Source organism: Leuconostoc sp. LN180020 (assembly GCF_014844115.1).
Classification (GTDB): Bacteria; Bacillota; Bacilli; order Lactobacillales; family Lactobacillaceae; genus Leuconostoc; species Leuconostoc citreum.
The window spans coordinates 96,572-121,259 of record NZ_CP039736.1; the positions used below are offsets into that span (position 1 = coordinate 96,572).

Here is a 24,688-nt window from a genome sequence, read left to right on the forward strand (position 1 = left end):
CTTTCATGCTCCTAATACATTTCTATTTTTCCAGTAATTTCTGAATAATACTCGTCATTTCTGCTGTTGTCACACCATCTTTTAATAATACGAGTACCGTACCATCATCACTCAAAGTACCAAAAACCTCTGGAAATTTGACTTTTTCAAACAAGTTAGCAATTAACTGTGCACTACCAGGCTGTATTTTTAATAAAATTTGACCGCGTTGTGCACGTTGACTTAAAAATGATTGCTGCAACGCACGACGTAAACGTTGCAAATGCGGTCGATCATCTTGTTTTGGCAAATGATAGTGAAAACCGCCATGAGCATTAGGGACCTTAATCAGTCCCAACTCATTGATATCTCGTGAAATAGTTGCTTGTGTCACTGTTTCGCCCAAGGTCTCAAAATAAGCAACAATGTCTTCTTGACGTCCTAGCGGTTGATTTTGAATAAGTGTCATGAGTGTTTTTTGACGTGTTTTTTTATTCATCATCCTTATTTCCTACATGATTTAATTGCGCATAGGTTTGTTCGAGTAGCTTATCAATATCAATATCTGTATTCATAGTTGCTGTCTGTTCGCGCATCAAGATAGCTAAAAACTCAATATTGCCCTGCCCGCCCTTAATTGGTGAGTAGGTTAACCCTTTAATTGAAAAACCTTCTGCAAGCATCATTTGTACAGTCTTTTGTAACACATACTTATGAACGTGTTGATCTTTAATAATCCCATTTTTACCGACATGCTCGCGACCCGCTTCAAACTGAGGCTTAATCAGTGCAACAACATGTCCGCCAGACGTAATAATTTGAGATAATGGTGGCAAAATTAGTCCAAGAGAAATAAATGACACATCAATCGTTGCAAATTGTGGTTGCCCAAACTTAAAATCATTTAATTGTGAGTAACGAAAATTAGTATTTTCCATCACTTTAACGCGCTCATCTGAACGCAATTTCCATGCTAATTGATTCGTCCCTACATCCAATGCATACACTAATTTGGCCCCATTTTGAAGGGCAACATCAGTAAAGCCACCTGTAGACGAGCCAATATCTAAAACAACTTTATCAGCGACCGAAATATCAAAATCATTGAGCGCTTTTTCTAACTTTAATCCGCCACGTGATACGTATTTTAGTTTTTCACCTTTAAAATGCAATTCCGTTGTAACAGGTATTTTCTGACCTGCTTTATCTAAACGTTCTTCATTGTCACCTAGTATTTCCCCCGCCATCACTGCTCGCTTAGCTTGTTCACGTGAGTCAAATAGGCCCTGTTGTACTAACAATATATCAACACGCTCTTTTTCTACAGCACTCATACTGATTCTCCAATTAAATCTAAAAATTCATCTAACAATTGCCGATCAAAACTGGCCTCACGCTGCGCAATATTAGTTAATCGTTGCCGTGCATCAGCAAGTAAATCATTTCGTGTACGCTTTGCAGCAGCCATACCTACAAGATGTGGTAATGAGTCAACAGCTTCGTCATTATCTTGATCAAAGTCATCAATATCATCTTGAATTTGAAAGGCTAGGCCAAAATCATAACCAAACTGATATAAATCATACTGCGTTTTCGGGTGTACTAATGTTGAAGCCATTTCCTGAGATAGTTTACCACCGATATCAGTTGCATAACTAATTAGTGCTGCTGTTTTCGGGGCATATACATCATTTAATAGCCAATCATAAGTCACATCAGATTTTTGATGGCCATGGTTCTGCATATCATGTATTTGGCCAATAACCATACCATTAGCACCAGCATATTGTGATAACTGCCGTATGATGGTTATCACCTGCTCATCACTCACTTTTTGTGCGTTCGCTGCCAACGCATTTGCTTCAGAAACAACTTGAAAAGCACCAGTTAACAAAGCATCACCAACTAAAATAGCTGATGATTCTCCAAATTTAGCATGCACACTTGGTTGTCCGCGACGCCAAAGATCATTATCCATGGCAGGTAAATCATCGTGCACAAGCGAATAAGAATGCACCCACTCCACCGCCGTTGCCAATTTTAGTAAATTGGGTGTCACGGACACATTAAAGCTGGATAGTACTGCCAAAGTTAATAGCGGACGTAAACGTTTTCCGCCATTTAGCACAGCATAACACATCATCTGCGCAAATTCAGCATCGCCAGATATAGCAATTAAATCCGTCTGTAACTGTTGGTCAATTTTTGGACGCCAAATCGCTTGAAAATTTTTTAGATTAGTCATTAGTTAGTTCCAAATCGGTTAGTTTATCATCATCACTCATCACTTTAGCCAATGTTTCTTCTGCATGCTTGAGCGTGCCTTGCAATTCTTTTACCAAACCGACACCAGTTTGAAAATCAGCCAGAGCCGTCTCTAAAGGACGATCACCCTTCTCTAATTCACTAACAATGCCTTCTAATTGCTGTAACTTATCTTCGAATGTCTTTGTTTCACTCATGTGTTAGTTTGCTCGTTTCTATTATTTTTGCTTTTGCCACGCCATCGCTCAAGCGCAGATTAACTTGATCCTCTGCAGCAATTTCTTGAATACTTTTCACAACTTGTTGTTCTTTTTCCATCACTACAAAGCCACGGACTAATATTTTCAATGGGCTCATTGAGTCTAATTTAGCTGCTAGCAGCTGTAGTTTTTCTCTTGGTTGTTGTAATATCTGTTGGCTCATCTGCGATTGCCTCTGGGAAACAACTGTGAGACGGTGTCGAGCTGCAACAATGTGTTGTTGCATTAGTTGCTCAAGATCATGTCGTAATTGATCCACACGTTGATTATAGCCAACATACAAACGGTCTGGTTGTTGAAAAATGACGTGATTAGCTACGCGCGCAACGCGTTGACGTTTGACATCAATCTGCTGTTGCAGCGTTAATTGTAAACGCACTTGTAATTCGTTTAAACGTGTTATCAACTGTGTCAAGGTAACTGGCGTGGCTAACTCAGCTGCTGCTGTTGGCGTAGCCGCACGATGGTCTGCGACGAAATCAATCAGTGTATTATCTGTTTCGTGGCCGACTGAACTAACCACAGGAATGCTAAGCTCGGCGACAGTTCGTGCCAACATTTCATCATTGAATGCCCATAAGTCCTCTATGGAACCCCCACCACGACCAACAATCAATGTGTCATATTGATTTGATTTATCAATACGTTGGATTTGTTTAATAATCGTTTTTGCTGCTTTCTCTCCCTGAACAACGGCTGGATACAAAACAACTTGCGCACTTGGAAAACGACGTTGCACTGTTCTAACTATATCCTCAATGACGGCCCCAGTCGGCGAAGTTACCACTGCGATTTTTCGTGGTAATAGCGGTAATTTTTTCTTAGGAAAACTAAACAACCCTTCGGCTGATAATTTTTTCTTCAACTGTTCATATGCTAGAAATAAGGCTCCCACACCATCGGGTGTCATATCGTCCAAAATAATTGCATAGGTACCATTTGGCTCGTACAATTGTACATGGCCAACCGCATTTATTTTCATACCTTCTTCTGGCTGAAATTTTAGTCGATTAGCATACGAGAACATCCCAGCAGAAATTACGGCACGCCCACTTGGATCTTTAATTGAAAAGTAAAGATGCCGGCCACGCCGACGGCCCATATTAGAAATTTCACCAGTAACATAGACTTTTTGTAAATATGGATCTGCATCAAATTTACGCTTTAAATATGCTGTAAGTGCACTAATTGTTAAATATTTTTGAGTTTCAGACATAGTTTAATTATACCATTTTCATGTATATATACAAAAAAGCATAGCTAGACTATGCTTAATTTAATACTGTTACTGTGAATGTTTTATCGTTAGCATTGCGGATGAGAATCGCCTGCAATTCATTAGCCGTTTGAACCACAATACGGACTGGTACATTACTTGGTAAGAATTTAAGAGCGGACTGGGATACATATGTTGTAAAACTTTCGATTTCTGTTTGAGAATAGAACTGCGTATTCACTTTTACATCTAGACGTGTCAATGTACCAGACTTAAAATTAGCAACTGCTGTTGCGCCAGCAATATTAGGGAAAAAATTAGCAATATCGTTTTTAAAGTTTGCAAAACCACTATTTTCATCACTACCTAATTTAGATGTATCTGTGGCTTCTTTAGGTAAAACAATTGATTTGTCGCTAATGGTCGTCCAATCACTCAAAGTGTCTCCATGTGAGCTCTTAGCTTCAGCGTAAAAACCACCGGGCGCCAAAGAGTCAGCTGGCGAATTAGCATACATTGCGATAACAATCGGGGTACTGTCAGATACGCCTGATTGCGCCCTCACCTGTGCGATGATTTTTGGCGCTATTTTTTTGCCATAGGCTACACGGTCTGCATCAGAAATGTTTTGCGTATAATTAGCACCATACTTTTCTTTTTGATACTGATCTTGGGTGTTCATCGCCACGCCAATAACCATACCGGATAGTTTTAAGTCGTTACCTTGCTTTGACATAAAATCTTGTTCCGTTAATGTCTGTACATAGGTTGGATTACGTGAGTCGTCGGTCTTTCCATTATCTTCAGGGTTCAAGCCATTTGGATTATCATTGCTTTGGCGTGCCAATAAATTAGTCACTGTATCAGCTGTTAAATATTGTCCCTCTTGAAAAATATATTGTGCTGGCTTAAACTGACTTTTTGACAACTCGAGTAAACTGGACTCAAAGTGCTTAACATCTAGCTGATTGGGTTCGGAAGTTGCTGTAATACCACGCGCAGCACTAACTAAATACCTGCCATCTTTAATCACTGTCTGATATTGTCCTGGCGTACTCTGTGTAATTTGGACACCGCTTGCTTTTTTGGTTGCAGTCGGTGACACACGGTTCATATTAAAAAAATAGAGTCCCCCGACAGTAAGAATTAAAATACCTACTGCAATTACCATATAACCGCGAAAACCAATTTTTCTCATTTATCAGTACCCTCTTTTGCTTGTGCTTCAATAAACGCCTGCTCATCCCAAACTGTCACACCAAGCGCATTAGCCTTATCTAATTTACTACCGGCGTCTTCACCAGCAATCAACAGGTCTGTCTTGGCTGAAACTGACCCCGTGACCTGTGCACCATGATCTTGTAGCCACTTTGTTGCTTCGGTACGACTACCCTTTTCTAGTTTACCAGTTAAAACAATCTTTTTACCATAGAAAAATGACGTTTCATCAACGATGACATCAGATAAGTAGGTTTGGTTGACACCAGCTTCTTGTAATTCAATCAGCAATTGCTTGGCTTCAGGTGTTTTAAAATATTGTACCACTGAAAGCGCAATTGTTTCACCAATACCCGCAATACTAGCAATATCGATTACTGATGCATCAGCTATGGCTTGTAACGTTTTAAATTTTTCTGCAATCAGTCTTGCGGCCTTAGCACCAACCATCCGAATACCCAAGCCAAAAAGCAAACGTTCTAACGAATTACTTTTTGACGTCGTAATTGCAGATAAAAGATTGGTCACAGATTTTTCTTTAAACTTGTCTAAAGAAAGCAGTTGTGTTTCCTGAAGACGATATATCGAAGCCACATCTTGAATATAATTGGCCTTGAGCAACTGACTAACAACTCTAGGACCCATACCATCAATATTCATGGCATTGCGAGAAGCAAAATGTGTGAGCTTTTCTTGGATTTGTGCCACACAAAATGGGTTAATGCATCTCAAGGCCACTTCCCCATCTAAGTGCACTAACTCTGAGTGACATGCCGGACAAAATGTTGGGATATCATATACCTGATTATTTGCTGGTCGCTCAGCTAACAGCACTTGTCCAATTTCTGGAATAATATCGCCAGCTTTATGCAAAGTTACTGTGTCTCCTATTCGAATGTCTTTGGCATTCAAATAATCTGGATTGTGCAAGCTAGCGCGCTGCACAGTTGTGCCGGCTAATTGGACTGGATCCATCACAGCAGTAGGGGTAACTGCCCCAGTACGGCCGACTGTCCATTCGATGTCACGCACAACAGTCAAAGCCTCTTCGGGTGGAAATTTATAAGCAATTGCCCAACGTGGAATTTTAACAGTGTGTCCTAAATCGAGTTGATTGTCTAAGTGATTGACTTTAACAACCACACCATCTATGCCATAAGCCAATCGCTCACGTTGCGAGGTATACTCAGCAATATAGGCATCAATATCAGCCATTTTGGCGATGACACGGTTATGGTCATCCGTTGGTAAACCAAGCGCTGCAAAGCGCTCTAGAGCACCGCTCTGTGTTGTTACCCCAATGGCATCTGGATCAGCTGTATAGTAAACAAAAGCTGATAACTCACGTTTTTTCGTGATAGCAACGTTTAATTGTCTTAGCGAACCCGCTGCAGCATTACGTGGATTAGCGAAGGGCTCTAACCCATCAGCCTCACGCTGTTTGTTTAAGGTTGCAAAACTTGATTTGGGCATATAAATTTCGCCACGCACCTCAATGGTTATTGGCTCAGTTAGCGTTTGAGGAATACTACGAATTGTTTTCACATTCGCCGTAACATCTTCTCCAATACTACCATTACCACGCGTAGAAGCTTGTACAAGTTTACCATCAACGTAAGTTAGTGCGACAGCTAAACCATCAATTTTCAACTCTAAATTATATTCAGATTGAAAACCCAAAGTTTTTGTTGTCCGTTCATCCCATTCTTGCAACTCCTCTAAACTAAAAACGTCCCCTAACGATAGCATTGGTGCCGGATGAACAACTTTTGCCAATCCTGATTTAACTTTTGCGCCACCAACATTTTGTGTTGGCGAATCAGGTGTCACAAACTGTGGAAACTGTGCTTCTAGTAACACTAGCCGAGCATAAAACGCGTCATAAATGTAATCTTCAACAAGTGGCGCATCTTCTTCATAGTATGCTACACCATAATCGGTAAGTCTTTTTTGCAAAGTGGCAATTTCTTGCTGTGCCATCTGCGTGGTTAAATTATTCACTGGTGTAAATTCTGGTAACATATTTTTTCCTAATTTCATCACAATGATATAAAAGTGGTCCTAAAATTGTCTCATACAATTCAGAAGCCTAGCCTAGTCCACTTTCTGAATTGGGGCAAAAGCCGCTAATAACTGCTTCACCCCTTCAGATGGAAAAGCTACTTTTAATTCTTGATCATCAGCACGACCAGACACTGAAATTACTGTGCCAACGCCCCATTTTTTATGTGATACCTTATCACCAGTCGACCATGAAGTTTGATCGCCGCCGGTAACACCATTTGTAATTTTAGTGACCGGTGTCGCCTGATATGTTGTTGCTGTTGCACGCTGCATTTTACGGTCAAATGGCAAGGTTTTTTTCTGTGTCTTGTCTCGTGATAGACCAGAATACGCTGTTTCCAATAGTTCTGGTGAAATTTCAGCAATAAAACGCGACGGCTCGTTGGCTTGGGTACGCCCGTATAGTAATCTTGAAAAAGCATTCGTTAAAAACAGCTTTTTCATAGCACGCGTAATGCCAACATATGCCAAGCGACGCTCCTCTTCCAATAAATCTTCATCCATCATGGCACGTGATAGAGGAAAAATACCTTCCTCTAGACCAATTAAGAATACCACAGGAAATTCCAACCCTTTGGCAGCATGTAATGTCATCAAAGTAACTGCACCATCACCCTCTTCAAAGTCGTCCAAATCACTCATCAAAGCAGTCGTGCCAAGAAAATCCGTCACTGGGTCGATAGACTCGGGATCTTCTGGTTGATATTTATCATCAAACTCTTTAGTCACAGACAAGAATTCTTCTAAGTTTTCCAAACGCGCTTGACTATCAGGATCATTTTTCTCGGCTAACATTTGCCGGTAACCAGACTGCGTCATGACAAGTTCTGTTAATTCAGTTACATTTAAAAATTCTGATTGTTGGCGTAAATTATGCATCATTTCAGCAAAAGTCAAAAACTTACTTGCTGCCTTTGTTGTAATAGATGGTGCTAATTCGATACTTTCAATGGCTTTCATATAAGATACATTTAAGCGATTAGCCAATTCCCGTAACCGAGTTAAGGATGTCGCCCCTAATCCGCGCTTTGGCTCATTAACAACCCGCTCAAAAGCAGCATTATCATCTGGATTAGTAATTAAACTCATGTAAGCCATAATATCTAAGATTTCTTTACGTTCGTAGAATTTATGACCGCCGACCATACTATAAGGCATATTAGCCTTAACAAGTGATTCTTCTATATTACGCGACTGCGCATTTGTCCGATAAAGCACTGCAAAATCACTATAAGCCATATGTTTCGTCTCACGTAACTGCTGTATATTTGACAAAATAAAATTTGCTTCATCATGCTCTGTCTGTGCACGGTAATATGTAATTTGATCGCCTTTACCGTTTTCAGTCCACAATTTTTTAGGTACACGTTCATTATTATGATTAATGACTGCATTGGCTGCGTCTAAAATATTTTGCGTTGAACGGTAATTTTGCTCTAACATAACTGTATGGGCATTTGGATAATCTTTTTCGAAATTCAAAATATTATTCATATTTGCCCCACGCCAACCATAGATTGACTGGTCGGCATCACCGACAACGGCCAAATTTTTAGAGCGTTGCGCTAATAAATTAACAATTGTATATTGGGCATCATTGGTATCCTGATATTCATCAACATGCAGGTATTCAAACTGTTGCTGATAGCGCGCTAACACTTCTGGCGCTGATTGAAAAAGGTCAATAGTGAGCATGATTAAGTCATCAAAATCAACACTTTGAGAACGCTTTAATTCAGCTTGGTAAGCAGTATAGACCTCTGCCACAGTTTCTTGAAAAGCATTATCAGCAGCTTTAGCATAATCACGTGGTCGCAACATGTCATTTTTTGCGTTGGAAATCATGCCTAGGATTGTGCGTGGATCGTACTGATTTGTATCCAGATTCAAATCATTAATCACCCGTTTCATTAATGTGCGCTGTGCACTGGTATCAATAATTGTAAAATTCTTTGCTAACCCAATAGCTTCGCCGTCCCGACGTAAAATTCGCACCGCTAGAGCATGAAAAGTTGACACCCAAATATCACGAGCAACATCTTCAGACAACAATGCCGCAATTCTTTCACGCATTTCACGCGCTGCTTTATTGGTAAAAGTAATCGCTAAAATACGCCACGGAAAAACATTAAGGTCTTGTACTAGGTGGGCAATCCGATGTGTCAAAACACGTGTTTTACCAGAACCGGCACCGGCCATAATTAAGAGTGGCCCTTCTGTTGTCTGAACTGCTTCAGCTTGTTTATTATTCATTCCATTGGTGAGTGTTTCTACTGACATGTGTGCTCCTAAAGTGTAAATTAACTCTTATTATTATAACAGATTTGAATATGAACAAACGTTCGTATTAGAGAAAATAAAAAAACGGAACATTTCCGTTTTTATTTTTGTGGTACATCAAAGCGCGACAAATGCCACGTCTGAATAATTGCGATGAGCTTTTCTGCATAAGTTGGATCAGTGGCATACCCATCTTTTGTCAATGCATTAGCTGCTGCCTGATAGTCTTTGGCCGCTAAAACATGCTGATATTGGGCCGCATTCCAACTCGTGCCATGATAAAGTAATTCAGCATGCGCCTTCATACTCTCTTGCCATGAATCATAAGCTGCAAAGCGCCCTTGAATAGTGACCCATTCGCCATTTTGAAACTCCTGGGTTGGTAAAACAACACTTTTTTGCCCTGCGTCAGCTTTAATGCCGAATAAATTATTATACTGTGTCGATAGCGTCGAAGTATGCCAATCTGACTCTAAAATAGCCTGCGCGATACTAATTGACGCAATCACACCGTACTTTTCTTGCATTAATCGCGCATATGGTGCTAGTTGATTAATCCAAGCTATTTTTTGTTGACGCACAACGTCTTGTCCTTGTGCATTTTCTTTGTTGTATATTAGTGTTTGCGACCAAAAAGTTGCGCCAATTGCCAACACTAAAATACTGCTTATCCATAACCAGAGATTCAAACGAAATATTTTCTTTTTGCCACGTCTTTTTCTTTTTGCCATTTAACCCAAATCATCCATTGCTAATAGTTGTTGAAAGTGTGTTGCATTTTTTGCTAAATCAGTAGGTGTCCCCGACAAAGTAAATTGCCCTTTTTCAAGAAAATAAACTTGATCAACTGCCCAAATACCCGTCAAATGATGTGTCACCCAGATAATTGTGCGATCTGCTAATACAGTAAATATTTGCTGTAACACCTCATGCTCTGTTTTAGGATCTAAACTCACGGTGGGTTCATCTAAGATGACTATTGGTGCATCTTGCAGTAAAATACGTGCCAAAGCAAAACGTTGGCGCTCACCACCAGAAAAACGTGTGCCTGCTTCTTGCATAGATGTGTTATAGCCACCAGGCAATCGGTCAATTAAAGGCTGCAATCCCGCTTGTTGAATAGCAATTTTGATTTGCTCATCTGTCGCTGAGAGATTGCTCATACGCACATTGTTCAAAATGCTGGTATCAAATAAATAAGCTTGTTGGTCTAATACCGCTACTAATTGAGAGAGCTGTTGTTGTAAAGCGCTGACATCATGACCGCCAATTGTGACTTGACCACTCACTGGTAAAATATCACCGGTAATTAACTTTAACAACGTCGTTTTCCCGGAACCAGAACGTCCTAACAGAGCAATCTTTTGACCAGGTACAACTGTTAGATTAAGTTGACGAATAATCGTTTTATCATCATATTTAAAAGTAACATTTTTCAAAGCAACGGTTTCATCTGTCACATCAAGATGTGGTGTTGCTTTGATTGTATTTTCAGGTAGTGCATTCAATCGTTTGATACTATCTTCATAAAATGACGATTCACTGACGCCCTGATTAACACCAAGAAAGCTATCAACCAAAGGAAAAACAGCCAAAGTAAAGGCAGCAATAAAATTGATAGCAATATGATTATTTGAGAATTGTGCGCCAGCCCAAAATAAAGTGGTAATCACTAAAATTAGCGATAGCATTTGAATTAGAAAATCACGCCACCAGCCAAAATGCATACTGTTATTCTTAGTTGCCGCTAAATCAGCCATCACTCGCCCTTGGTAAGTCACAAGATCTCGTTGTCGTCCGGATGATATCCAATCCTGTAAACCTAAGATTGCATCAGTTGCATCGGTGTAAAGTTGCGCTTGCAATTGCTTTTGCCGGTGAACCCGTGATCGATTAGCTAACAGACTTAAGAGTGGCACAATAATCATAATCACCGCTAACATGACGAACCACCATAACATAAATAACCAGTTAACAACACCAAAGCCAATGGCAACGAATAGATAGAGTAGAATTCCTGCGCCTAAGGGAAATATTGTTCTTAGGTACAGATTTTGTAAGCGATCCAAATCATCAGCCAATAAGCTGAGAACTTCACCTGTTTGTAGCTGACCACGGATTTTACTAGCTGAACTGGCAACACTATCATACAAACGTTGACGTGATTTTGATACAAATCGCAACACCCAGTTATGAGATACTAACCGCTGTGCATATCGAAAAATTGGTCTTGCAATACCAAAGCCACGTGTCAAGACGATAGGGACATAAATCAGTAAAATGTTATCTGGCCGTTGCGCTGCACGTGAGATTAAATAGCCAGAAATAAACATCAAGCCAGCAGCAGCAAAAATAGTCATAAAACTTAAAATAATGGACCAAAACAAACCTGTTTTTTGCTGTTTTAAAAATGGTACAAGCCATCTATCTTGTTGCAGCATTTTTTTTACTTTCATGATGACGCGCCTCTCAATTCAGAACGTAGTTGATTTAAAGCACTTTCCGTGTCTGCTAATAATTTATTAGGCTCGCCTTGTTCCACTATGACACCATTGTGCATCACAAGAACGTAATCCATCTGATCTAACCAATGTAATCGATGCGTTGCAAAGAAAACAAGATGAGACGCTAAAATAGGTGCCATCGTTTGCTTCAAGTCATATTCTGTTTCAACATCTAAATGCGCAGTTGGTTCATCAAATAGTAAGACTTTTCGTTGTGTGTCTAACAATAGTCTGGCCAATGCAATACGTTGTGCTTGACCACCGGACACCTGTCGCCCGCTTTCACCCATCATTGTATCTAAGCCATCAGGCAATTCTGCCACAAATGGTGCCAAGCCAGCTTGTGTCACTGCACGCTCGATTAGCTTGTCACTGACATCAGGTGCATAAAAAGTAATATTCTTTTTTAAAGTCTCATGAAAAATATAAGGTTGTTGTGGCATATAGAAAAATTGTGATTGCCAGTCCTTTTGCGCTAAGTGTGGTAAGGTTTGGTGATTGATGCTTATTTTACCATCGCTGGGTTGCAAAAAGCCACCAATGACACTTAGCAATGTCGATTTTCCCGAACCACTTTCACCAACAATAGCAATTTTTTGATATCCAGTCGCTTCGATATTAATAGCCTTCAGCATTGGTTCGCCCTCAGTATAGCTAAATGACATATCTTGTAAAGTTAATTGACTGTCACTCGTCCATGCATCTAGCGTAAGCACATTTTGATCAGCAATATCTGGCCGTTCAATCATTGATAAGACATCTGTTAAGGCATTTTTCCCATTCAAAGTTGCATGATAATCATCAGAAAAGTTCCGTAATGGCAAAAAGTATTCTGGTGCTAAAATCAAAATCGTCAACGCTGGCAACAAAGTCATATGACCATCTAATAAATCAAATCCTAAAAAAACAGCAACAACCGCAATAGAGAGCGTTGTAAAAAAATCCAAAGCAAAGGTCGAAGTCATTGCAATACGCAAAGTGCGCATAGTTGTTTTACGATAGTCCTCAGAAATATCATAAATTTCATCACTGTAAGAGTCAGCTAAACCCAATTGTTTTAATGTCGGTAACCCTCTTAACGCATCGACAAAACGGTTATTCAGATTTTTAAAGTTAGCAAATTCTGCATCAGCTTTACTTTGTGCTGCTAAACCTAAAATGACAAAAAATAAAATGATGACTGGAAATATGAGTAGTAAGAATAAGCCTTGTTCCCATTTGATGTAGAAAATATAAAGTAAGATTAACCAGGGAATAATACCCAAATCAAATACTTTAATTAACAATAACTGGAAATAATTTTTTACATTATCTAACCCTGCACCAAGTGTTGTCACAGCATTACCAGTTCCCTGCTCAATCGTTAATGTTGAACCCAAAGCTGTATATTTAGTTAATAGTTGTTGCCGATAAGTTTCAACTGCCTCATCCGCATATTTTGACATATAGTGATTCTTAAATACAACCAATAATTGACGTACAACAAAAGCAATTGCAAAAAAAGCAATTGCTGATGTCGTTTGACTAATCGCTTTACCCTGCCACAAATTGACAATCGCAATTGCCATAAAAATGCCTTGGGCTAAGATAGCTAAAGCTTGAATACCGGTCATCATAACCAAACCAACTAATATACCAATAATGCCTTTTAATTTAAATAGCCTTTTATCTATCATTTAATTATTCCTAAATTCGTTTATCATACTGCTATTTTAAAACAAAAAACGTCTACTTAATTGTAAACGTTTTTTGCCGTTTTATTCAACTACTTTATGAGAGACAATGCGCTTGCGGAAAACCCAGAAGCTCCAGATTTGGTAACCAAGGGTTACCGGCAAAGCTGTAACGACAACGATTGTCATTACTTTCAAAGTATAAGTGGAAGACGACGTGTTCATGATGTTGAGTGTGTGTAACGGATTGTTGGCAACCATGACTCGTGGGAAAAGGCCAACAAAGAGTAAGACAACAACTTCAACTAAAGTTAAGCCAGACAACACAAACGGCAATTTTTCCATTTTCTGTTTGATTGCCAAGAGCCAACCGATAACTGTGGTCAAAACAATGACGACTAAGATACTTAATGTCCATACAGTTTGCGTTTGAATAAAATCAGTATAGAAGAATAGTAACACAGCAAACAATGCTTCACCTGCCAATAAAATTGGATACAGATACTCTAACTGTTTTAGTGCACGTGTTCTCAACTTACCATCAATTCGCAATCGTGTATAATTCAACCCATGAACATAACTCATCAATGATACCGCAACACCACCAACTAAGGAAAAGGGTGTCACATAATCAAAGAAACCGGCAGAAAGATTACCCCGAGCATCAATTGGCATACCTGAGACCATGGCTGTAAAAATCATACCCAAGAAAAACGGTACTAAAAATGATGTTAGCGCGATTAATCGTTCCCAAAGTTGTGTGCCTTGAATGGTTGGCATATGTTCACGGAATTCAAATGATACACCACGATAAATCAAAGACAATAAAACAATGAACAACATGAGATAGAAGCCTGAGAAAAGAGAGGCATACCATGCTGGAAAGGCAGCAAAAGTTGCACCACCTGCTGTAACCAACCACACTTCGTTAGCATCCCAATTAGGACCAATAGCTTGGTAAAGCGCTTCACGATCTTTTTGATCTCTGGCATTTAACGCAAATTGCATGCCAATACCAAAGTCAAAGCCTTCTAAGAAAAAGAACCCTGCCCACAAGACACCAATCAATACAAACCATATAATTTCTAAAATAGTCATTAAGCTTCAGCCCCCTTTGCTAAATTATCATAAGGGTCACTAGGTGATAATTCTTCTGTTTCCTCTGCATTTGGTCCTGCATGTAGCACACGGCGTGACAGCCAAATCATGATTCCGCCTAACGTTGCAAAAGTCAGGAAGTAGATGATATTTGAAATCAACAATGACAGGACAGATACATTTGGTGAGACAGCAGCACTAATTGGCATTAAGCCATAAACAACCCAAGGATACCGTCCTAATTCCGTCACTAGCCAACCTGCTGTATTAATGATAAATGGTACAAAGGTCGCAATTCCTAATATCCAAAGGAACCAACGCTGGGTGTGGATAAGTTGTGTTTTACGACGATTCATCCATAATGCGACAAGGCCAAGCATCATTAAGCCACCTGCGCCGACTGCCATGACACGGAAAGCGTAGAACAATGTATTTTCAGGGACATAATAATTTTTAATATCCCCGTGCGTTTTACCGTATTGCTTTTCGAGTTGCTTTTCAAGTTCAGTTGTACCTGTTGTGTTTCCACCTGTCAAAGAATGATTACCCAAAATAGACAGAACATATGGAATTTCAATACGTGCAATCACTTTATGTGTATCCGGGTTTGTAACCGAAATCAGTGACCACGGTTGTGCCTTATCCTTACGTTCAGACGATGTGATTGTTTTATCAACACCTTCCATAGCAGCATATTTCATAGGTTGCATCGATTGTAATTCAAATGCATGCTTGTCACCAGTAGCCAACGCCCCAACGACACCAACTAAACCAACAATTAAAGCAATATTAATTGATTTACGGAAAAACAATACTTCCTTGTCGTTTTTCTTCAATTTCAACAGTTTGAAGGCAGACATACCAGCCACTAAGAAACCGGCAGTAACTAGCGTACCCACAACAACGTGTGGAAACTCAACCCAGAGTTGCCTATTTGATAGCAAAGCACCAAAACTCTTTAATTCGGCACGTCCCATGTGGTTATCAATAGCATAACCAACTGGGTTTTGCATAAACGAATTGGCAGCTAAAATCCACAGTGATGAGATAGCCGACCCAATGGTTGTTATCCAAATAAACAGAACATGAATACTTGGCTTGAAGCGATCCCATGTAAACGACCAAAGACCAATAAATGTTGATTCTGCAAAGAAAGCAACCAACGCTTCAATCGCCAATAATGACCCGAAGATATCACCAACATAGCGCGAATATTCAGACCAATTCATACCAAATTGAAATTCTTGTATCAAACCAGTCACAACGCCGACGGCAAAACTCAATAGGAAAATTTTACCCCAAAATTGCGCCATTTTTTTGTATATCTCATCTTTTTTGATAACATACATTGTTTCCATGATTGACACAACAACCCCTAAACCAATCGACATTGGCACAAAGAAAAAGTGGAATATCGTTGTCATTGCGAATTGGAAACGTGCGAGATCTAAAATCCCTACTAAAGTAACCATTTGTTCCTCCAACGTACCCATAATACACAATAATCAACGAGATTGATGTGTTATTATGGGCACAACTTAAATATTCAAGACATTATTATTGCCTTCTCTAATATCTAGTTTATCACTTGATAAACTAAGATGTTGTTAAAATTTTGTAACAAAAAAAACGCAAATGGCGTTTTTTTAACCTTTATGCAAAATTTGAGTCATCAGCTAGGAATGTATTGAGTACTTCTTCAACCATATCCCATTCTTTATCATCTTCAATTTGGATGAGATCTTCTTCAGTAGCATCCCCATTACTATCAGGATGGAAGATATAAGCTTGAATATCAACCTCTTCATCCTCTTCTACACCCTCTGGGACTAACAAAATGTAGTCTTTGCTATATTCTTCAGAGTGAAACGTAAATAAAACTTCATATAAAGCTTCATCCCCATTTTCATCTATCAAGGTAATTTTTTGAACATCGTCGTTATTTGTCATGATTTTAAGTATTAGTCACTTAAGCGTCACTAATTTATTCCCTTCAAAGTGTATCTATATTATAACGTAAAAACAACATTTCTGTGCGAAATGTTGTTTTCATCTATTTAGTGAGTGGGCCATTAGCATCTAAATAATTTTGCAAGATAAATTCAGCTGCAATTTTATCAATCACTTGTTTTCGCTTTTTACGAGACACATCTGCTTCTTCAACCAGCATGCGTTCAGCTTGAACAGTTGTCAAACGCTCATCTTGAAAATCAGTTGGCAAGTTAAATTGGTCTTCGACCATTTGCGCATATTGTCGCGCTGCTTCAGCACGAGGACCTTCTGAGTTATTCATATTTTTTGGCAAACCAACGACAACACCCTTGGCCTGCTTCTCTTTAATGATTTCACCGAGACGAGCTAAGCCGAACTCTTTTTCATCTTCATTAATGCGAATAATTTCAACACCTTGAGCTGTCCAGCCCATGGGGTCACTTACCGCTACACCAACCGTACGGCTCCCTACATCTAATCCTAATAATCGCATTACTTTTTTAAATAGACGCGTACAAGTTCCTCAATGATTTCGTCACGTTCGTGACGCTTAATCAAGTTACGTGCGTCATTTAAGCGCGGAATATATGCTGGATCACCAGACATTAAGTAACCAACAATCTGATTAATTGGGTTATAGCCCTTTTCTTCTAACGCATTATATACTATCTCTAATGTGTCATGAATATCTTTTGGCATCTGGTTACCAAAATCAAATATGGTTGTTTCATCTCCTACTGACATCGTACACGCTCCTTTCTTCCTAATTTTTTAATAACTAATATACCGTCCTAGTACTATTTTACCTAATTATTATGACAAATACATAACAATAAGATAAAAAGATACGTTAAGCTAGCTCGTCAAGAAATGTTGATACTGCAATGAATGCATCGTTAATACCCGCAGGATTTTTACCACCAGCTTGCGCCATATCTGGACGGCCACCGCCACCACCACCTATCTTTGGCGCAATTGCTTTGATTAAATCACCGGCCTTAAATCCTTTTTTGTTGGCTTCTGGTGAAGCTGCAACAATTAAACTCACTTTGTCATCAACGTGAGTTGCCAACACTAATACGTCTGATGGATAGTTTTCACGCCATGTATCAACGACTTGTCGTAAACCATCCATACCTGATACTTGGAGTTGCGCTGTGATGTATTGATAACCATTTTGCGTTTTAACATCTTTAAAGACATCTTGAGCTGCTGCGTTAGCAAGTTGTGCTTCCACAGAGGTCAAATGACGTTGTAGGGTTTTTATCTCAACCTGTAAATCTTCAACTTTAGCTGGTGCATCCGTTAGCTTTTGTGCTTTCAAACTGTCAGCAATTACCTTTAATGCTTGTTCTTCTGCTTTAAATTGAGATAATGCTGCGAGACCCGTAACCGCTTCAATGCGTCTTACACCAGCACCAATACCAGACTCTGACACAATTTTAAACAAACCGAGTTCTGCGGTAGTTTGTGCATGAGTACCACCGTCAAATTCTTTGTTGAAATCACCGATAGATACCACACGAACAACATCGCCATATTTTTCACCAAAGACAGCGACTGCACCCATTTTTTTTGCACTCTCGATATCAGTCTCTACCCATGTAATTGGTAAATTATTGGCAATTACTTGGTTAACCATAGTTTCGATTTTTTCAAGATTTTGTTCAGAAACAGGCCCTTCATGAGTAAAATCAAAACGCAAATATTCTGGTTCAACTAAGGAACCAGCTTGATGAACATCGCCACCTATCACATTACGTAACGTTTGGTCTAACAGATGTGTTGCTGTATGATTTTTCGAGATGGCCACATGTCTTGCTAAATTAACTTTTAACGCGACCTGGTCGCCCAACTTAAATGAAGTCACTACTTCGACGGTATGCACATGTTGCCCATTAGGTGCGCTTTGGGTATCAGTAACGTGAGCGACAACCTCACCTTGCTTGTTCAAAACCTCACCTTGATCGGCAACTTGTCCACCCATCTCTGCATAAAATGGCGTCTTATCAAACACCAGTTGTACACTATCTCCCGGCTCAGCACTTGCGAGTAGCGCATCCACGCCTTGGTTATCATGACCTATAATCGCGACAATTGCTGCATTTGACACCTCTGTTTCAGACCAACCAATATAATCTGATGGCACTTTTAAGTCTGTCAGAACTGCATTTTGAACCCCCATTGATTTATCATTGGAACGCGCAGCACGAGCCCTAGTACGCTGTGCTTGCAATGCGTCATTGAAACCGACTACATCAACAGTCAAGCCTTCATCTGCAGCTTGCTCTTGTGTCAACTCAAGTGGAAAACCATACGTATCAGATAACTTGAAAGCATCTGCGCCCGAAATCACTTGTTGTCCTGATGCTTTTGCCTTTGCTATAACATCATTTAGTAATGACAAACCACCTGTGAGTGTAGCATTAAAGCGTTTTTCTTCGGCAGCAATGGTCTTTTGAATTTTTTCAGTGTTATCAGCAATTTCAGGGTAATAACTCTGCATAATCTCAGCAACGATTGGGACTAACTTGGTTAGGAATTCACCTTGAATACCTAATTTTTGTCCATGCAAAACTGCGCGACGTAATAAACGACGAATGACATAGCCACGACCTTCATTGGCAGGTAACGCTCCGTCACCAATAGCAAATGTGATGGCCCGAATGTGATCAGCAATCACTTTAAAACTTGTATTACTTTCTGAATCTTTTGTCGCATCGTAAGTATAGTCGGGCGACATTTTTTCAGTTGCACGGATAATTGGCAAGAAGAGATCAGTGTCAAAATTTGTACGGCCGTTCTGGAATACTGATACGAGACGTTCTAATCCCATACCCGTATCAATATTTTTATGTGGTAATTCAGGATATTGTGCATTATCAGTTAAACCAGGCAAATGATTGAACTGGGAAAAAACAATATTCCATATTTCCAAGTAACGTTCATTTTCACCACCTGGATACATTTCAGGATCATTGTCAGGCAAATTTTGAAAAGCAGGCCCACGGTCGAAGAAAATTTCTGAATCTGGTCCTGAAGGCCCTTCACCAATATCCCAAAAGTTATCTTCCACTTCATAGATATGGCCTTCAGGCAAATCTGTTTTTTCTAGCCAAATCTTTTTTGCTTCTTGGTCTTTAGGGTAGACTGTGACATAGAGTAAATCTTTGTCTAAGCCATACCATTCAGGACTGGTTAATAACTCCCAAGCCCATGGTATTACTTCTGCTTTAAAATAATCACCAACAGAAAAATTACCCATCATTTCAAATAATGTATGGTGACGTGCTGTTTTACCGACATTTTCAATATCGTTTGTACGAATCGCCTTCTGGGCATTAGTAATACGCGGATTTTTGGGTATGACCGAACCATCGAAATACTTTTTCAAAGTCGCTACGCCCGAGTTAATCCATAATAACGTTGGATCATCTTGCGGGATTAGATTTTTTGATGGCACAATTTCATGCCCTTTTGATGCAAAAAAGTCCAAAAACATCTGACGGACTTCTGATGACGTGAGTTCTTTCATCACTAATTTCTCCTTTAGTTGGTTAAAAATATAAAAAGACCAAAACAAAGTGCGGACGCGTGACCGTGGTACCACCGCAATTTGTAATGATCTTTCATCTTTACCTTCATAAGCTCATAACGCTGAGTCGCGGCATCTTTTCAGACACAATCATGATCTGGGAGCGTAAAATTAACGTTGTGTGTTTTTCATCAACCAACACATTTCTAACTGCCAAACGTAAATTTTATATATCCAGATTTCTTAAATTATTATAGCACATTACCAGCCAATGTGATTATCCGTTTCTGGCAAAGTAAGCTGCCCAGCTTCAAGCTCTGAAAACGCCTGGGATATCATAGTAAATGCTGATTCTAGTGCTGCTTGCGTTATCACAAGTGGTGGCTGAAAACGCAGCGTATTGCCACGTAAACTAATCATAATTGCCCCTAATTCAAAAATACGATAAATTAATTTAGTTGTCGCTTCATCATCTGGTTGCCCTTGTGAATCAACGATATCAATGCCCCCATTTAAACCGTACATACGAACATCACCAATAAAATCATAACGATTAGCTGCTTTTTCAAAAAATACTTTGGCAAAATTCCCCATTCGCTCTGAACGCGCCACTAATTGTTCGGTTTCAATCACATCTAACGTGGCCATCGCAGCGGCAGCTGTTACTGGATTCCCGGCTGTTGTATAGACATTAGCCGGTGCTGATAAACTAGCCATAATTTCTCGCCGACCAATCACTGCACTAAGCGGTAACCCACTAGCTATTGACTTCCCAACGCTCATCAAATCCGGCGCAATACCAAAATGATCAATTGACCATAACTTACCCGTACGTCCTAAGCCTTGATTTACTTCGTCTACTGCAAAAACGATGCCATGATCTCGCGTAAACTGGTAGACCAAATCCATATATTTCTGTGGCGCTTTGACAATGCCGCCATCGCCTTGAATTGGTTCGATAATGACTAACGCGACATCGTCTGCCGGCAAATAAGTTTCAAATGGCAATTTAAATTGCTTAAATAAGCGTTCTGAAAAATCATCATCACTTTCATTTTCCAGTCGTTGATTTTGATCGGGAAAAGGCACTTTGACAACTTCTGGTAATAAAGGGCCGATTTTTCGCGTCATATTTAAGCTCACACCAGATATCGATATGGCGCCGTAAGTCGAACCATGATAAGCACCAGTAAAACTCACAATATATTGTCTGCCTGTATATGCACGTGCAAACTTAATAATAGCATCGTTGGCATCTGATCCTGAATTACCAAATACCACTTGTTTTTCAAATTGGCCGGGTGCTAGTTTAGCCAAACGTTGTGTCAATTTGGCCGTCGTTGTATTAGCAAAATATGCAGGTGTATACTGAATCAGTTTCTCCGCTTGCTCGGCAATGGCTGCAACAACATGTGGATGTGAATGTCCTGTATTTGTGGCACTAGCACTAGCTAATAAATCGATATAATCACGCCCATCAGCGTCTGTAATTGTTGCGCCTTTACCATGATCAATGACAACATCGAAATATTTTACTCGTGAGGTATCTGCCAAATATCGTTTTTCTTCCGCTAAAATTTTTTTATTGTTAGACATATTTCCCGCCCCATTTCTCTATTTTTGTACAATAAAAGCCCTGTATAAACAGGACTTCGGTGTGATTATTAACGTGAAATTTTGCTATGACGTGCACCATAAGCTGCATAAATAATCAAACCAAGGACAAACCAACCAAAAGCATATAACTTTGCTTGATTATCCAACTGATAGAAAATAAATCCTGATCCAAGGGCTGCTAGAGCAGGCAGTACAGGATAAAGTGGCATTTTAAAGCCAGGAACTGGAATATCCTTTCCTTCACGCGGACGCAAAGCGTAAACCCCTAATGACACAATAATAAAGGCGATTAACGTACCAGCAGAAATTAAACCTGCCAATTCAGTAAAGCTAAAGACTGAACCAATTAAAATGGCAATCACAGATAAGACTAACAAAGCGTTATTAGGCAAACCTTTGTCATTGACCTTACCTAGAAATTTAGGTAGCAAACCATCACGGCCAAAAGCATAAAGCAAACGTGATCCAGCTAGCATCATCCCAATAATCGCAGTAAACATACCAACTAAGGCGACAACAGATAGCAAGTTTGAAGTGAATTCATGGCCAGAGTTAAGCAATGCCCATGCAGCTGGTGCGGCATTGTTAGCATACTTTGAATAATGGAACATACCAACCAATACTAAAGCAACCGTTACAAACAATATTGTGGCAATAACTAATGAGCCGATAATCCCACGCGGCATTGTCTTTTTCGGATCTTTTGCTTCTGCTGAATTAGCAGCAATAGAGTCAAAACCAATATAAGCTAAAAAGATTTGTGCTGCGCCGGCAAAAATACCTTGCCAACCACCAAAATCGGTACCAGGCTTATGCGCTGGAATAAATGGGACATAGTTTGCAGGATGAATAGCCGTCAAACCAACACCAATGAAAATCAGAATAACTAACACCTTACCGATAACCAAAACATTTTCAACCCGCGCTGTTGTATTGGTACCACGCCACAATAAGATTGTCACAATAAGCACTGCAAAGAGGGCCGAAAGATCGATTACACCACCATTGCCTGCCGCAAATGAACCTGCTAAAGCAGGTGGTAAAGCAAGTTGATGTGATGCCAAGAATAGTTTGAAATTAGCAGACCAACCTGAAGCAACAAAGGCTACGGCGATAAAATATTCAGCTAGTAGTGCCCAACCGGCAATCCACCCAAATACTTCACCGAAAACAACGTTAGCCCATGAATATGCTGAGCCGGCAAAAGGCAAAGCCGAAGCAAATTCAGCATAAGCAAATGCTGCAAGGCCAGAAACAACAGCAGCAATTACGAATGAAATTGCTACCGCTGGACCTGCATGCTTAGCTGCAACAATTCCTGGTAACGTGAAAATTGCTGTTGACACAATAGTACCAATACCAAGCGCCAGCATTTCTTTCACACCAAGAGTTTTTTGCAGGTGTGCATCACTTATTTCAAAACTTGACGGACTGGCTTTATGAAACCAGCCGCCTCTCGGTTTAGATTCCGACATATTTATCCCTCCAAAGGTTACAAAAGTTACTTGGATAATATTAACATTTTCTAATATTTCTGTCAATAAAAAAACAGAATTAAAATTCTGTTTTCTGAAAACTTATGCAAATATTGTTGTCATGATTAATATGACAATCAAACCTGTTACAGAGATAATCGTTTCAAGCACTGTCCAGATTTGGAAAGTTTGCTTAACGGATAAATCAAAGAATTCTTTAAAAATCCAAAATCCAGCATCATTAACGTGGGAAGCAATTAATGATCCCGCGCCGATGGCTAATGCGACAAATACCGGTAATAATGTATTTCCTGGGTTGGCTGCTAAGATACCTGTTACGATACCTGCAGCAGTCATACCTGCGACAGTTGCTGAACCAACGGATACGCGCAAAACAGCAGCAACTCCCCACGCAAATAAGACAATTGCAATAGGGCTCATGGCACCACCTGCCTGGAATGTTGTCGCAATCTTATCTGACAAACCAGATGTTACCAACACACCACGCAAAGCACCACCACCACCAACAATAAGTAAGATACCTGCTACTGCCGACATTCCTTCATTTAATGATTTACCAACTTCAGTCATTGACTTATGTTGCCAAATGCCCATTGTAAATATTGCAAAAATCAGGGCAATAGTCATAGCTACCGCAGGATTAGCAGCAAACTCAACGATTTGATCGACTAGCGTAGGATTCTTAGGTGTTACTCCGCCAGTATAAATTAATTTATAGACGGTCGCAATAATCATAAATACTAACGGGAATACAGATGTCAAAACAGATAAACCAAATTTAGGTGTTGTATTCAAATCGTATTCTTTAACCGGACCAACAGCTTCAATTTCTGTTTTAAATTGGAATGCATCTGGCGCATATTTTTGTGCTAATTTTGTAAAAGCTGGTCCTGCCACAACTGCAGTAATTACAGCAACAATTAAACCAAAAATCAACATCATCCCAATATTAGCGCCTAAGGCTGAAGCAACAGCTGTTGGTGCTGGCTGTGGTGGCAAAAAGCCTTGTGCTGATGACAATGCTGCTGTCATTGAGACACCAAGGTACAACAAAGGTACCCCTGCTTCAATAGCTACCGCAAAAACAATTGGAATCAACAAGACCATGCCGACACCAAATATCATTGAAATTCCAATAATAAATGACGCAATCAGAACTGCCCATTGTAATCGTTTCACACCGAACCAATCAATTAACGTTTTAGCAATGCGATACGATCCACCTGCATCAGCAACCAAACGCCCTATCATGCCACCAAAAATAAAGATAACAGAATTGGGACCTAAAATATTCCCAACACCCTGAGCGCCAAGGACCGCATCAGGAATTTTCATTGGCGCCATGCCTAATAGTAAAGCCAAAATAAAGGCTGTAATAATTAAAGCAACAAATGTGTTCAATTTAAATTTAGCAATCAAAACAAGCAAAATTAAAATTGAAATAATTAACATGACAAATTCCATGTTTTAATATGTAACGCGTGACATACG

General features: G+C 39.7%; 20 protein-coding genes. All 20 read right to left on the minus strand.

What is annotated here, in order from left to right:
- Positions 1 to 22: 22 nt before the first annotated feature.
- A complete protein-coding gene (locus FAZ25_RS00560; RefSeq protein ID WP_048801592.1) occupies positions 23 to 478 on the minus strand; it encodes an arginine repressor in 456 nt (151 codons plus the stop codon).
- A complete protein-coding gene (locus tag FAZ25_RS00565; protein ID WP_040189963.1) occupies positions 471 to 1,313 on the minus strand; it encodes a TlyA family RNA methyltransferase in 843 nt (280 codons plus the stop codon). The genes FAZ25_RS00560 and FAZ25_RS00565 overlap by 8 nt, the downstream gene beginning before the upstream one ends.
- On the minus strand, positions 1,310 to 2,224 hold the full coding sequence (locus tag FAZ25_RS00570) for a polyprenyl synthetase family protein (protein WP_040189962.1): 915 nt from the start codon (positions 2,222 to 2,224) through the stop codon (positions 1,310 to 1,312). Before FAZ25_RS00570 ends, FAZ25_RS00565 begins: the two co-directional genes overlap by 4 nt.
- Positions 2,217 to 2,441 carry an exodeoxyribonuclease VII small subunit gene (locus FAZ25_RS00575; protein ID WP_004903115.1) on the minus strand — a complete coding sequence of 75 codons (225 nt, stop codon included), beginning with the start codon at positions 2,439 to 2,441 and terminating at the stop codon, positions 2,217 to 2,219. The genes FAZ25_RS00570 and FAZ25_RS00575 overlap by 8 nt, the downstream gene beginning before the upstream one ends.
- Positions 2,434 to 3,720, minus strand: coding sequence for an exodeoxyribonuclease VII large subunit (xseA, locus tag FAZ25_RS00580; protein WP_192269722.1), 1,287 nt, complete (start codon positions 3,718 to 3,720; stop codon positions 2,434 to 2,436). Before xseA ends, FAZ25_RS00575 begins: the two co-directional genes overlap by 8 nt.
- A gap of 55 nt (positions 3,721 to 3,775) precedes the next feature.
- Positions 3,776 to 4,918 carry a CamS family sex pheromone protein gene (locus FAZ25_RS00585; RefSeq protein WP_004903119.1) on the minus strand — a complete coding sequence of 381 codons (1,143 nt, stop codon included), beginning with the start codon at positions 4,916 to 4,918 and terminating at the stop codon, positions 3,776 to 3,778.
- Positions 4,915 to 6,960: an NAD-dependent DNA ligase LigA gene (ligA, locus tag FAZ25_RS00590; RefSeq protein WP_040176669.1), complete on the minus strand. Its 2,046-nt coding sequence runs from the start codon at positions 6,958 to 6,960 to the stop codon at positions 4,915 to 4,917. The genes FAZ25_RS00585 and ligA overlap by 4 nt, the downstream gene beginning before the upstream one ends.
- A 72-nt stretch (positions 6,961 to 7,032) precedes the next feature.
- On the minus strand, positions 7,033 to 9,282 hold the full coding sequence (gene pcrA, locus FAZ25_RS00595) for a DNA helicase PcrA (protein ID WP_004908963.1): 2,250 nt from the start codon (positions 9,280 to 9,282) through the stop codon (positions 7,033 to 7,035).
- A 101-nt stretch (positions 9,283 to 9,383) separates the two neighbouring features.
- A complete protein-coding gene (locus tag FAZ25_RS00600; protein WP_004903126.1) occupies positions 9,384 to 10,013 on the minus strand; it encodes a glycoside hydrolase family 73 protein in 630 nt (209 codons plus the stop codon).
- Positions 10,014 to 11,738 (minus strand): thiol reductant ABC exporter subunit CydC, encoded by a 1,725-nt coding sequence (cydC, locus tag FAZ25_RS00605; RefSeq protein WP_146973221.1) that lies wholly within the window; start codon positions 11,736 to 11,738, stop codon positions 10,014 to 10,016. It abuts the gene before it with no gap.
- Positions 11,735 to 13,462: a thiol reductant ABC exporter subunit CydD gene (gene cydD / locus FAZ25_RS00610; protein WP_004903130.1), complete on the minus strand. Its 1,728-nt coding sequence runs from the start codon at positions 13,460 to 13,462 to the stop codon at positions 11,735 to 11,737. The genes cydC and cydD overlap by 4 nt, the downstream gene beginning before the upstream one ends.
- A gap of 81 nt (positions 13,463 to 13,543) precedes the next feature.
- Positions 13,544 to 14,557 (minus strand): cytochrome d ubiquinol oxidase subunit II, encoded by a 1,014-nt coding sequence (gene cydB, locus FAZ25_RS00615; RefSeq protein ID WP_004903133.1) that lies wholly within the window; start codon positions 14,555 to 14,557, stop codon positions 13,544 to 13,546.
- Positions 14,557 to 16,029, minus strand: coding sequence for a cytochrome ubiquinol oxidase subunit I (locus FAZ25_RS00620; RefSeq protein WP_004903135.1), 1,473 nt, complete (start codon positions 16,027 to 16,029; stop codon positions 14,557 to 14,559). Before FAZ25_RS00620 ends, cydB begins: the two co-directional genes overlap by 1 nt.
- 181 nt (positions 16,030 to 16,210) lie before the next feature.
- Positions 16,211 to 16,507, minus strand: a complete 297-nt coding sequence (locus FAZ25_RS00625) for a DUF1292 domain-containing protein (protein ID WP_004903137.1) — start codon at positions 16,505 to 16,507, stop codon at positions 16,211 to 16,213.
- A 103-nt stretch (positions 16,508 to 16,610) separates the two neighbouring features.
- Complete coding sequence (gene ruvX / locus FAZ25_RS00630) at positions 16,611 to 17,042, minus strand: Holliday junction resolvase RuvX (RefSeq protein ID WP_004903139.1); 432 nt, start codon at positions 17,040 to 17,042, stop codon at positions 16,611 to 16,613.
- Entirely contained in the window at positions 17,042 to 17,293 is a 252-nt protein-coding gene (locus tag FAZ25_RS00635) for an IreB family regulatory phosphoprotein (protein WP_004903140.1), read from the minus strand. The genes ruvX and FAZ25_RS00635 overlap by 1 nt, the downstream gene beginning before the upstream one ends.
- Before the next feature lie 106 nt (positions 17,294 to 17,399).
- Positions 17,400 to 20,084 (minus strand): alanine--tRNA ligase, encoded by a 2,685-nt coding sequence (gene alaS / locus FAZ25_RS00640; protein ID WP_146973228.1) that lies wholly within the window; start codon positions 20,082 to 20,084, stop codon positions 17,400 to 17,402.
- Positions 20,085 to 20,345: 261 nt separating this feature from the next.
- Positions 20,346 to 21,680, minus strand: a complete 1,335-nt coding sequence (locus FAZ25_RS00645; RefSeq protein ID WP_040189952.1) for an aspartate aminotransferase family protein — start codon at positions 21,678 to 21,680, stop codon at positions 20,346 to 20,348.
- A gap of 68 nt (positions 21,681 to 21,748) precedes the next feature.
- Positions 21,749 to 23,176, minus strand: a complete 1,428-nt coding sequence (locus FAZ25_RS00650; RefSeq protein WP_004903146.1) for an APC family permease — start codon at positions 23,174 to 23,176, stop codon at positions 21,749 to 21,751.
- A 102-nt stretch (positions 23,177 to 23,278) separates the two neighbouring features.
- Positions 23,279 to 24,661: a gluconate:H+ symporter gene (locus FAZ25_RS00655; RefSeq protein WP_036058559.1), complete on the minus strand. Its 1,383-nt coding sequence runs from the start codon at positions 24,659 to 24,661 to the stop codon at positions 23,279 to 23,281.
- Positions 24,662 to 24,688 lie beyond the last annotated feature (27 nt).